The sequence below is a fragment of the Kineococcus glutinatus genome (assembly GCF_039542765.1).
Lineage (GTDB): Bacteria > Actinomycetota > Actinomycetes > Actinomycetales > Kineococcaceae > Kineococcus_A > Kineococcus_A glutinatus.
In genome coordinates, this window is the sequence record NZ_BAABIL010000135.1 from 1 (window position 1) to 11,815 (window position 11,815).

Below are 11,815 nucleotides of genomic sequence, written 5' to 3' on the forward strand. Positions count from 1 at the left end.
TCGACGACTACGCCGCGCAGGCGGCGCGGCGGGGCCGCGGCGAGCCGGGGGGCCTGGACCGCCGCGGCCAGCTGCTGCACCGTGGTGACGATGGGCTTGCCCACCGCGGTCGTGGCGGCGCGGATCTCGTAGCCGTCGGCGCGCGCCTGGTTGCCCGAGGGGGTGTTGACGACGAGGTCGACCTCACCGGCGAGGATGCGCCCGACGATGGTGGGCTCGCCGTCGACGGAACCGGCGGAGTGCTTGCGCACCACGGTGCTGGAGATCCCGTTGCGCCGCAGCGTCTCCGCGGTGCCCTCGGTGGCCAGCAACCGGAACCCCAGGTCCGCCAGCCGCTTGACCGGCAGCACCATGGCGCGCTTGTCGCGGTCGGCCACGGAGATGAACGCGGTGCCGGCGGTGGGCAGCCCGCCGTAGGCGGCGGTCTGCGACTTGCCGAACGCCGTGGGGAAGTCCACGTCGATGCCCATGACCTCGCCGGTGGAGCGCATCTCCGGGCCCAGCAGGCTGTCGACGACCTGCCCGTCGGCGGTGCGGAACCGCGCGAAGGGCAGCACCGCCTCCTTCACCGACGTCGGCGCCTCGGGGGGCAGCGCACCGCCGTCGCCGCTGGCGGGCAGCATCCCCTCGGCGCGCAGCTCGGCGATGGTGGCCCCGGCCATGATGCGCGCGGCGGCCTTGGCCAGCGGCACCCCGGTGGCCTTGGACACGAAGGGCACCGTGCGGCTGGCGCGGGGGTTGGCCTCCAGCACGTAGAGGATGTCCGCGGCGAGGGCGAACTGGACGTTGAGCAGCCCCCGCACGCCCACCCCGCGGGCGATCGCCTCGGTGCTGGTGCGCACCCGGGCCAGCTCCCCGCGGCCCAGGGTGGGCGGCGGCAGCACGCACGCGGAGTCGCCGGAGTGGATGCCGGCCTCCTCGATGTGCTCCATGACGCCGCCGAGGTACATCTCGTGCCCGTCGAAGAGGGCGTCGACGTCGATCTCGATGGCGTCGTCGAGGAAGCGGTCCACGAGCACGGGCCGGTCGGCGGAGACCTCCGTGGCCGTGGCCATGTACTCCGCCAGCGACCCCTCGTCGTAGACGATCTGCATGCCGCGCCCGCCGAGCACGTAGGAGGGGCGCACCAGCACGGGGTAGCCGATGCCGGCGGCGATGTCGCGGGCCTCGGCGAAGGAGACGGCGGTGCCGTGCTTGGGCGCGGGCAGGCCGGCCTCGGCCAGCACCCGCCCGAACGCGCCGCGCTCCTCGGCCAGGTGGATGGCCTCCGGGGAGGTGCCGATGACGGGCACCCCGGCGGCCTTGAGCCGCGCGGCCAGCCCCAGGGGGGTCTGACCGCCGAGCTGCACGACGACACCGGCGACGGGCCCGCAGCGCTGCTCGGCGTGCACGACCTCCAGCACGTCCTCCAGCGTCAGCGGCTCGAAGTACAGCCGGTCGGAGGTGTCGTAGTCGGTGGAGACCGTCTCGGGGTTGCAGTTCACCATGACGGTCTCGAAACCGGCGTCGGCGAGGGCGAAGGAGGCGTGGACGCAGGAGTAGTCGAACTCCACGCCCTGCCCGATCCGGTTGGGGCCGGAGCCGAGGATGACGATCGCCGGCTTCTCGCGCGGGCGGGTCTCGTCCTCCTCGTCGTAGCTGGAGTAGTGGTACGGCGTGGTGGCCGCGAACTCCGCCGCGCAGGTGTCCACCGTCTTGTAGACCGGCCGCACGCCCAGGGCGTGGCGCACGCCGCGCACGACGTCCTCCGGCATGGCGCGCAGCTCGCCGATCTGCACGTCGGAGAAACCGTGCCGCTTGGCGCGGCGCAGCAGCCCGGGGGTGATCTGCTCCGCGTCGCGGACCTCGCGGGCGATCTCGTCGAGCAGGAAGAGCTGGTCGAGGAACCACGGGTCGATCCGGGTGGACTCGAAGAGCTGCTCGGGGGTGGCGCCGGCGCGGATGGCCTGCACGACCAGCTGCAGCCGGGTGTCGGTGGGCCGGCGCACCACCTCCAGCAGCTCGGCGAGGTCACCGGGCTCGCCCACCCAGGTGAAGGAGGCACCGCGGCGCTCGACGCTGCGCAGCGCCTTCTGCAGGGCCTCGGTGAAGTTGCGGCCCAGCGCCATCGCCTCGCCGACGCTCTTCATCGTCGTCGTGAGCGTCGGGTCGGCGGCGGGGAACTTCTCGAACGCGAACCGCGGCACCTTGACGACGACGTAGTCCAGCGTCGGCTCGAAGCTGGCCGGGGTGACGCGGGTGATGTCGTTGGGGATCTCGTCGAGGGTGTAGCCCACGGCGAGCTTCGCGGCGATCTTGGCGATGGGGAACCCGGTCGCCTTGGACGCCAGCGCCGAGGATCGCGAGACGCGGGGGTTCATCTCGATGACGATGACGCGCCCGTCGGCGGGGTTGACGGCGAACTGGATGTTGCAGCCGCCGGTGTCGACGCCGACCTCGCGGATGACGGCGATGCCGATGTCGCGCAGCCGCTGGTACTCCCGGTCGGTGAGCGTCATCGCGGGGGCGACGGTGATGGAGTCGCCGGTGTGCACGCCCATCGGGTCGAAGTTCTCGATGGAGCAGACGACCACGACGTTGTCGGCGCGGTCGCGCATGAGCTCCAGCTCGTACTCCTTCCAGCCGAGGATGGACTCCTCCAGGAGCACCTCGGTGGTGGGGCTGTGGTGCAGGCCCTGCCCGGCGATGCGGCGCAGGTCCGCCTCGTCGTAGGCGAACCCCGAGCCCAGGCCGCCCATGGTGAAGCTGGGGCGCACGACGACGGGGTAGCCGAGGTCGCCGGCGGCGGCCAGCACCTCGTCCATGGTGTGGCACACGTGGCTGCGGGCGCTCTCCGCGCCGCAGCGCGCCACGACGCCCTTGAACTTCTCGCGGTCCTCCCCCAGCTGGATGGCCGCGACGTCGGCGCCGATGAGCTCCACGCCGTGGCGCTCCAGCACCCCCTGCTCGTGCAGCGCGATCGCCGTGTTGAGCGCGGTCTGCCCCCCGAGGGTGGCCAGCAGCGCGTCGGGCTTCTCCTTGGCGATGATCGCCTCGACGACCTCGGGGGTGATGGGCTCGACGTAGGTGGCGTCGGCCATCTCCGGGTCCGTCATGATCGTCGCGGGGTTGGAGTTCACGAGGATCACGCGCAGGCCCTCGGCGCGCAGCACCCGGCAGGCCTGGGTGCCGGAGTAGTCGAACTCCGCCGCCTGCCCGATGACGATGGGCCCGGAGCCGATGACGAGGACGGAGGAGATGTCGGTGCGGCGAGGCATCAGGCGCCCTTCGGGGTGTCGTCGGTGCTGGTGGCCGCGCCGGTGCCCGCGCCGGAACCGGCCCCGGGTCCGTCGCCCGCAGCGGTGCCGCCGGTCGTGGTGGCCGGGTCGGCACCGGCCATGAGGTCGGTGAAGCGGTCGAACAGGTAGCCGGCGTCGTGCGGGCCGGCGGCGGCCTCGGGGTGGTACTGCACGGAGAACGCCGGCACGTCCAGGCAGCGCAGCCCCTCCACGACGTCGTCGTTGAGCCCGACGTGGCTGACCACGGCCCGCCCGAACGGGGTGTCGCTGGGCCCGTCCAGCGGGGCGTCGACGGCGAAGCCGTGGTTGTGCGCGGTGACCTCCACCTTGCCGGTGGCGCGGTCCATCACGGGCTGGTTGATGCCGCGGTGGCCGTACTTCAGCTTGTACGTGCCGAACCCCAGGGCGCGGCCGAGGAGCTGGTTGCCGTAGCAGATGCCGAAGAACGGGATGCGCCGGGCCAGGACGCCCTGCAGGACCTCGATCTCGTGGGTCGCGGCGGAGGGGTCGCCCGGGCCGTTGGAGAAGAACACCCCGTCGGGGGCGCCGCCGTCCGCGCCCGCGGTGAGGACCTGCTCCAGCGTGGCGGTCGCCGGCAGCACCCGCACCTCGATGCCGCGCTCGGCCATCCGCTGCGGCGTCATGGACTTGATGCCCAGGTCCACGGCGGCGACGGTGAAGCGCCGCTCCCCCTGCGCGGGCACGGTGTAGACCTCGGCGGTGGTGACCTCCCCGGCCAGGTCGGCACCGGTCATGGCCGGCGCGGAGCGCACCGCCTCCAGCAAGTCCGCGGCCGGTCGCTGCGCGGCCTCGCCGGAGAACACCCCGACCCGCATGGCGCCGCGCTCGCGCAGGTGCCGGGTCAGCGCCCGGGTGTCGACCCCGGAGATGCCGACCACGCCCTGCGCGGCGAGCTCGGCGTCGAGGGTGCGCCGCGAGCGCCAGTTCGAGGGCACCCGCGCGGGGTCGCGCACGACGTAGCCGGCGACCCAGATCCGCGCCGACTCCTCGTCCTCGTCGTTGACGCCGGTGTTGCCCACGTGCGGGGCCGTCATGACGACGACCTGGCGGTGGTAGCTGGGGTCGGTGAGCGTCTCCTGGTAACCGGTCATGCCGGTGGAGAACACCGCCTCGCCGACCGTCTCGCCGACGGCGCCGTACGCCTCGCCGCGGAAGGTGCGCCCGTCCTCCAGGACGAGGACCGCTCCTGCCGCGCTCACCGCTGACCGCCCCGGGGGCTCATGAGCTCCTCCACCTGCTGCACCAGTCGGTTCCCCTCCTCCACGCGCCGGAGGCGGACGCCGGTGTCGACGACCCGCTCCCCGAGCTTCCACCGCAGCACGACCAGTCCCGCGCCGCCGACCCACTTGCCCACCATGCCGCCGCTGCGGCCGACGCCGACGATGTCCGCGCGGGGCACGACGAACGAGCGCGCCCCCTCGCGGAACAGCGCGACGCCGCGCTCGGAGACCTCCACGGCCACCGCGCTGCGCGTGCCGAGACCGTGCACGGCGATGCGCTCCAGCCCGTGCCCGGCGTCCGTCGTCGACACGTACGTGCCCTCCAGCGCCCCCGCCCCGCGGGTCCAGCCCTGCGGGGAGGCCGGCGCGGCCAGCCCCTGCTGCCGGCGCACCCGCGCGCGCCAGCCGGCGAACATCTGCCGCCAGATGAGCAGCAGCACCAGGACGAGGACCACGACGGCGACCCACTTCACGAGCGCGCCCCCGTCCCGCCGGCCCGCTCGACGAGGCGGCGCCCGCGCACGGTGGCCCGCCCGCGCAGGAACGTCGCCACCACCGCCCCGGGCAGCTCCATGCCGCGGAAGGGCGAGTTGCGCCCGGCGGTGGCGTGCGCGGCGGGGTCCACGACGGTGCGCGCCGCCGGGTCCACCAGCACGAGGTTGGCGGGCTCGCCCGCGGCCGGCGGTCGGCCCTGCGCCTGCAGGCGCCCGATGCGCGCCGGGGCGGCGGACATCCGCTCGGCCACGCCGGCCCAGTCCAGCAGCCCGGTGTCGACCATGGTGTGCTGCACGACGGACAGCGCGGTCTCCAGACCGGTCATGCCCATCGCCGCCGCCGCCCACTCGCAGTCCTTGTCCTCCGCCGGGTGCGGGGCGTGGTCGGTGGCGACGACGTCGATGGTGCCGTCGGCCAGCCCCTCCCGCAGCGCCTCGACGTCGGCGCGGGTCCGCAGCGGCGGGTTCACCTTGTAGACGGGGTCGTAGTCGCGCACCAGCTCGTCGGTGAGCAGCAGGTGGTGCGGGGTGACCTCGGCGGTGACGGGGAAGCCGCGCTCCTTGGCCCAGCGGACGATCTCCACCGACCCCTTCGTGGAGACGTGGCACACGTGCAGCCGGGAGCCGACGTGGGAGGCGAGCAGCACGTCGCGGGCGATGATCGCCTCCTCGGCGACGCTGGGCCAGCCGCGCAGGCCGAGGACGGCGGAGACCTCCCCCTCGTGCATCTGCGCGCCCTCGGTCAGGCGCGGTTCCTGGGCGTGCTGGGCGATGACGCCGTCGAAGGCGCGCACGTACTCCAGCGCCCGGCGCATCAGCACCGCGTCGGCGACGCACCTGCCGTCGTCGGAGAACACCCGCACGCGGGCGGCGGAGTCGGCCATCGCGCCCAGCTCGGCGAGCTGCTGCCCGGCCAGCCCGACGGTGACGGCACCGACGGGGTGCACGTCGACCCAGCCGGCCTCCTCCCCCAGCCGGCGCACCTGCTCCACGACGCCGGCGGTGTCGGCGACCGGGTCGGTGTTGGCCATGGCGTGCACGGCGGTGAAACCGCCGAGGGCGGCGGCGCGGGTGCCGGAGGCGACGGTCTCGGCGTCCTCCCGGCCCGGTTCGCGCAGGTGGGTGTGCAGGTCGACGAGGCCGGGCAGGGCGATCAGGCCGGCCGCGTCGAGGACGTCGGCGCCGCGGGCGGCCTGCTCGCCGGACAGGTCCGGGCCGACGGCGGCGATGCGCCCGCCGGCCAGCAGCAGGTCGGCCGGTGCGCCGCCGAGGACGCGGGCACCGCGCACGAGCGTCGCGGGGGTGCCGCCGGGGGTGTTGGGGGTGCTCATGCGCGTCCTCCGAGGTCGCCGGCCAGCAGCAGGTAGAGCACGGCCATCCGCACGGCCACGCCGTTGCCGACCTGCTCCACGATGGTGGAGCGGGGGCTGTCGGCGGCGTCGGCGGAGATCTCCAGGCCGCGGTTCATGGGGCCGGGGTGCATCACGACGGTGTGCTCCGGCAGCAGCGCCAGCCGGGCGGCGCCGAGGCCGTAGCGGCGGGAGTACTCCCGGGCGGAGGGGAAGAAGCCGCCGCCGGCGGTGCTCATCCGCTCCCGCTGCACCCGCAGCATCATCACCGCGTCCGGGCGCCCGCCGGCCAGGGCGTCGTCGAGGTCGTGGGAGACCTCGCAGGGCCAGCCGTCGATGCCCACCGGCAGCAGCGTGGGCGGGGCGACGAGGGTGACGTGCGCGCCGAGGGTGTGCAGCAGCAGGACGTTGGAGCGGGCCACCCGCGAGTGCAGCACGTCGCCGACGATGGTGACGCGCACCCCGTCGAGGTCGCGACCGCCGGCCGCGCCGTGCGGTCCGCCGCCGCGCAGGTGCCGGCGGACGGTGAAGGCGTCCAGCAGCGCCTGCGTGGGGTGCTCGTGGGTGCCGTCGCCGGCGTTGACGACGGCCCCGCGGGTCCAGCCGGCGTGCGCCAGGCGGTGCGGGGCCCCGGAGGCCGGGTGGCGCACGACGACCGCGTCGGCGCCCATCGCCTCCAGGGTCAGCGCGGTGTCCTTGAGGCTCTCGCCCTTGGAGACGCTGGAGCCCTTGGCGGAGAAGTTGATGACGTCCGCCGACAGCCGCTTGGCCGCGGCCTCGAAGGAGATGCGGGTGCGGGTGGAGTCCTCGAAGAAGAGGTTGACCACGGTGCGCCCGCGCAGCGTGGGCAGCTTCTTGATCTCCCGGCGCTGGGTGGCGGCCATCTCCTCGGCGACGTCGAGGACGTGGACGGCGCCGGCCCGGTCCAGGTCGGCGGCGGACAGCAGGTGCGGGCTCACGCGCCCTCCCCCGCGCCGGCCCGGCCGCCGGCGGCGTCCCGGTGCGGGCCGCCGGACAGCAGCACCGCGTCGCGCCCGTCGGTCTCGGCCAGCAGGACCCCCACGCGCTCGGCGGTGGAGGTGGGCAGGTTCTTGCCGACGTGGTCGGCGCGGATCGGCAGCTCGCGGTGGCCGCGGTCGACGAGGACGGCCAGGCGCACCGCGCGGGGGCGGCCGAGGTCGGAGACGGCGTCGAGGGCCGCGCGGATGGTGCGGCCGGAGTAGAGGACGTCGTCGACGAGGACGACGACCTTCTCGTCGATCCCGCCGGCGGGCAGCTGCGTGGGCAGCAGGCTGCGGGTGGGGTGGCGGCGCAGGTCGTCGCGGTACATCGTCACGTCGAGGGAACCGGTGGGCACCGCGGTGCCGTCGGCGTCGGCGATGCGGCGCGCCAGGCGCTCGGCGAGCGGCACGCCGCGGGTGGGGATGCCCAGCAGCACGAGGTCGGCGGCGCCCCTGTTGGCCTCGAGCAGCTCGTGGGCGATGCGCGTCAGGGCGCGGGAGATGTCGGGGGCTTCGAGCAGGACCCGCGCACCGGCGGGCTCCGCGCGCTGCGGGGCGGTGGGCCCCGGCTGGGCAGCAGACGTCACGTCCGCGACCTCCTTCCCCGCCTCACGGGACGGTTCCTTAAAGGACGTCGATCGGGGTGAGGCTACATCCCGGGCGCGGGCGGTGAGCGCACGCCGTCCGCAGGCCACCGCGAGATCATCGTTGCGGCACCGTTCGGTCACTCTGTGCAGCAAGTTCACCGCCATCAGGGTGGTCGATGTGCCTGATGGGCGGTGAACCGGCAGGTCAGCTTGACGAGGCCGATAACGCTCAGTGACGATTCCCGCATGGCATCGGACTACTCCCGCGCACTCGGATCGCGCCTTCGCGCCATCCGCACCCAACAGGGGCTGTCCCTGCACGGCGTCGAAGAGAAGTCTGAGGGCCGGTGGAAGGCAGTCGTCGTCGGCTCCTACGAGCGCGGCGACCGAGCGGTCACCGTCCAGCGGCTCGCCGAGCTCGCCGACTTCTACGGGGTCCCGGTCTCCGCACTGCTCCCCGAGGGCGCCCCGCAGGGCACCGCCGAACCCCCGCCCCGTCTCGTGCTGGACCTGGAGCGCCTGCAGGAGGTGCCGGCCGAGAAGGCCGGGCCGCTGGCCCGCTACGCCCAGACCATCCAGTCCCAGCGCGGCGACTACAACGGCCGGGTGCTCAGCATCCGCGCCGACGACCTGCGCACGCTGGCCGTCATCTACGACGTGCCGCCGACCGCGCTGTGCGACGAGTTCATCGCGTGGGGCGTCCTCAACGCCGACGCCCGCCGCGCCGTGGAGTCGCACGCCTGAGCCGGACCCCGGACGCCGACGAGGCCCGGTCCCCCGCGTGGGGGACCGGGCCTCGTCCGCGTCCGGGGCTCAGGCGTCGACGATCGTCGGCTTCAGCTCCGCGAGGCGGGCCAGCAGCCCGTTGACGAACGTCGGGGACTCGTCGGTGGACAGCTCCGCGACCAGCGCGACCGCCTCGCTGATCGCCACCACGTCGGGGACCTCGTCGTTGTGCAGGAGCTCCCACGTGCCCAGGCGCAGCGCGGTGCGGTCCACGGCCGGCATCCGCTCCAGGCTCCAGCCGTGGGAGTGGGTGGCGAGCAGCTCGTCGATGCGCACCCGCTCGGCCGTCACGCCCTGCACGAGGGTCGTCGTGTACTCCGCCACCGGCGGCTGCGCGCGCGCCACGCGCTCGGCGAGCACCACGGCGGGGGCCACCTGCCGCTGCTCGGCCTCGAAGAGGATGTCCAGGGCCCTCCTGCGGGCCTTGCTGCGTGCCGACACCGGTTACCCCTGTCCTTCGTGCTGACCGTGCTGGGGGGCCGGACGGCGGCCCTGCCGGTGGGAGGCGCTCAGCTGACGCGCCCGAGGTAGTCCCCCGTGCGGGTGTCGACCTTGACCTTGGTGCCCTGCTCGAGGAAGAGGGGGACCTGGATCTCGTAGCCGGTCTCCACGGTGGCGGGCTTGGTGCCGCCGGTGGAGCGGTCGCCCTGCAGACCGGGCTCGGTGTAGGTGATCTCCAGCACGACGGAGGTGGGCAGCTCCACGTAGAGCGGGGTGCCCTCGTGCGTGGCGACGATGACCTGCTGGCTCTCCAGCATGTAGTTGGCGGCGTCGCCCACCGTGGCGGCCGGGACCGTGATCTGGTCGTACGTCGAGGAGTCCATGAACACGAAGTCCTCGCCGTCCTTGTAGAGGTACTGCATGTCCCGCTTGTCCACGGTGGCGGTCTCCACCTTGACGCCGGCGTTGAACGTGCGGTCGACGACCTTGCCGGAGAGCACGTTCTTCAGCTTGGTCCGGACGAAGGCACCGCCCTTGCCGGGCTTGACGTGCTGGAACTCCACGACGGACCACAGCTGGCCGTCCAGGTTCAGCACGATGCCGTTCTTCAGGTCGTTGGTCGAAGCCACGTCGTCTTCCAGTCCGTCCGCTCGGGTGCTCTTGAGGTCATCTGTCCCGCCGGCCGGTCCCCGCCGGGGCCCGGCTGCCCGGGTCGCGTCAGCGCGGCTGTCGCGACGGCACGCGGGCGGGCACTCCAGTCTAGCCACCACCACCGGTCGGGCCGGGACCCGCGCGAGGGCGGGACGACGGCGCGGGCGCGGCGGGAGGCGGCGGCGTTGGGCCGGACGGACGACGCGGTCCCGCCGGACGGGTGGGCCGGGCTGCTGGGCGGGGCGGGCGGCCCCGATGTGACGGGGGTGAGAACCACGACGGCCCGCGGCGGGAACCGGTGAGCGCCGGCTCCCGCCCGCCGGCGACGGCGCAGCACCCGGCGCCGCACCCGGGGCCGCGCGCGGTGCACCCCGCGGTGCTGCGGCGACCGCGCGCGCTGGTCCTGCTCGTCGCCGCGCCCGTGGTCCTCGCCCTCGTCGCCGTGGCCGCGGTGCCCCTGCTGGCCGCCGGGGGCACGGCGGCGGCGTCGGCCGAGCTGGGCGCGGTGCTGGGCACGACGCTGGCGGCGCAGCTGCGCTACCACGACGCGCACGGCACCTACGCCGCGGAGACGCACCAGCTGGCCGCCGGGCGGGCCGGCGGGATGGTGCGCATCCTGCGCGCCGACCGCACCGGCTTCTGCCTCGCCGCCGGTGACGCGGCCACCGCGACGGTGCTCTTCGTCGACGAGGGCGGGCAGGTCGACGACGACCCCTGCGGCTGACGCCGCGACCGGCCGACCGGCTATGCGGAGATCTCCGCGTAGGCCGCCTGCAGCAGCGCCGGGTCGGGCCCCTCCAGCCGCGCGGGGCGGCCGATCGCGTCGAGCACCACGAAGCGCAGCAGGCTGCCGCGGGTCTTCTTGTCCCGCTGCATCGCCGCCAGCAGCTGCGGCCAGCGGTCCCCGCGGTACGTCAGCGGCAGCCCCAGGGAGCCCAGCACCCGCCGGTGGCGCTCGACGTCGGCGTCCGCGAGGCGCCCCGCCAGCCGGGCCAGCTCGGCGACGTAGACCATGCCCACGCTCACCGCGGCCCCGTGCCGCCAGGAGAAGCGCTCCACGAGCTCCACCGCGTGCCCGAGGGTGTGGCCGTAGTTGAGGACCTCCCGCAGCCCCTGCTCGCGCAGGTCCTGCCCCACCACGTCGGCCTTGACCCGCACCGCGCGCTCCACGAGCTCGCGCAGCACCGGCGAGGCCGGGTCGGTGGCCGCGGCCACGTCCTGCTCGACGAGGGTGAGGATCCGCTCGTCGGCGATGAAACCGCACTTGACGACCTCGGCCATGCCGGCGCGCAGGTCGTTGGCGGGCAGGGTGTCCAGCGCCGCGAGGTCGCACAGCACCCCGGCCGGGGGGTGGAAGGAGCCCACGAGGTTCTTGCCCTCGGCGGTGTTGATGCCCGTCTTGCCCCCGACGGCGGCGTCCACCATCGCCAGCAGCGTCGTGGGCACCTGCACGACCTTCACCCCGCGCAGCCAGGTGGCGGCGACGAAGCCGCCCAGGTCGGTGACCGTGCCGCCGCCGACGGCGACGACCGCGTCGGAGCGGGTGAAGTCGGCCTGGCCGAGCACCTGCCAGCAGAAGGCGGCGACCTCGGCGCGCTTGGCGTCCTCCCCGTCGGGGACCTCCGCCAGGACGGGGGTGAAGCCGCGTTCGGCGAGGTCGTCGCGGATGGCCTCCCCGCTGGCCCGCAGCGCGCGCGGGTGCACGACCAGGACCTTGCGCACGCCCTCGCCGAGCAGTCCCGGCAGCTCCCCGAGCAGGGCGCGGCCGATCACGACGTCGTAGGGGCGCTCGCCGGCGACGGTGGTGCGGGTGGGGGCGTCCCCGGGCTGCGACGGCGCGGCGGGGCTCGCGGCGGTGCTCGTCACGGCGACGAGGGTACGGCGTCGGCCCGCGGCACCCGCCGCACGCCCGCCCGCCGCTCAGCCGCCACCGGCGCCGGGCGCGGTGGCGCAGCGGGCGAGGACCTCCGCGGCGACCTCCTCGGGG

General features: G+C 74.7%; 11 protein-coding genes. 2 read left to right on the plus strand and 9 right to left on the minus strand.

What is annotated here, in order from left to right; genetic code table 11:
• From carB to pyrR, 6 genes are all read right to left on the minus strand, one after another.
• Positions 1-3,257, minus strand: a 3,257-nt coding sequence (gene carB / locus ABEB16_RS06035; RefSeq protein WP_345711357.1) for a carbamoyl-phosphate synthase large subunit, incomplete at its 3' end; no start/stop codon positions are given.
• On the minus strand, positions 3,257-4,498 hold the full coding sequence (gene carA, locus ABEB16_RS06040; protein WP_345711358.1) for a glutamine-hydrolyzing carbamoyl-phosphate synthase small subunit: 1,242 nt from the start codon (positions 4,496-4,498) through the stop codon (positions 3,257-3,259). The genes carB and carA, both read right to left, overlap by 1 nt.
• Positions 4,495-4,992, minus strand: coding sequence for a PH-like domain-containing protein (locus ABEB16_RS06045; protein WP_345711359.1), 498 nt, complete (start codon positions 4,990-4,992; stop codon positions 4,495-4,497). The genes carA and ABEB16_RS06045 overlap by 4 nt, the downstream gene beginning before the upstream one ends.
• Positions 4,989-6,344, minus strand: a complete 1,356-nt coding sequence (locus ABEB16_RS06050; protein WP_345711360.1) for a dihydroorotase — start codon at positions 6,342-6,344, stop codon at positions 4,989-4,991. Before ABEB16_RS06050 ends, ABEB16_RS06045 begins: the two co-directional genes overlap by 4 nt.
• A complete protein-coding gene (locus ABEB16_RS06055; RefSeq protein WP_345711361.1) occupies positions 6,341-7,321 on the minus strand; it encodes an aspartate carbamoyltransferase catalytic subunit in 981 nt (326 codons plus the stop codon). Before ABEB16_RS06055 ends, ABEB16_RS06050 begins: the two co-directional genes overlap by 4 nt.
• Positions 7,318-7,950, minus strand: a complete 633-nt coding sequence (gene pyrR / locus ABEB16_RS06060; RefSeq protein WP_345711362.1) for a bifunctional pyr operon transcriptional regulator/uracil phosphoribosyltransferase PyrR — start codon at positions 7,948-7,950, stop codon at positions 7,318-7,320. Before pyrR ends, ABEB16_RS06055 begins: the two co-directional genes overlap by 4 nt.
• Before the next feature lie 246 nt (positions 7,951-8,196).
• Between pyrR and bldD the strand changes: the two genes are divergently transcribed.
• Complete coding sequence (gene bldD, locus ABEB16_RS06065) at positions 8,197-8,694, plus strand: transcriptional regulator BldD (RefSeq protein ID WP_104432408.1); 498 nt, start codon at positions 8,197-8,199, stop codon at positions 8,692-8,694.
• 69 nt (positions 8,695-8,763) lie between these two features.
• Here bldD and nusB read toward each other — a convergent pair whose 3' ends face one another.
• On the minus strand, positions 8,764-9,177 hold the full coding sequence (gene nusB / locus ABEB16_RS06070) for a transcription antitermination factor NusB (RefSeq protein ID WP_345711363.1): 414 nt from the start codon (positions 9,175-9,177) through the stop codon (positions 8,764-8,766).
• Between the two features lie 68 nt (positions 9,178-9,245).
• Positions 9,246-9,806, minus strand: a complete 561-nt coding sequence (gene efp / locus ABEB16_RS06075; RefSeq protein ID WP_345711364.1) for an elongation factor P — start codon at positions 9,804-9,806, stop codon at positions 9,246-9,248.
• Positions 9,807-10,126: 320 nt separating this feature from the next.
• Between efp and ABEB16_RS06080 the strand changes: the two genes are divergently transcribed.
• Positions 10,127-10,552, plus strand: a complete 426-nt coding sequence (locus ABEB16_RS06080; protein ID WP_345711365.1) for a hypothetical protein — start codon at positions 10,127-10,129, stop codon at positions 10,550-10,552.
• Between the two features lie 20 nt (positions 10,553-10,572).
• Here the strand turns inward: ABEB16_RS06080 and aroB are convergent, their stop codons facing one another.
• The gene (aroB, locus tag ABEB16_RS06085; protein ID WP_345711366.1) at positions 10,573-11,601 is read right to left on the minus strand and encodes a 3-dehydroquinate synthase; all 1,029 of its coding nucleotides are present in this window, start codon (positions 11,599-11,601) and stop codon (positions 10,573-10,575) included.
• Positions 11,602-11,815: the final 214 nt, after the last annotated feature.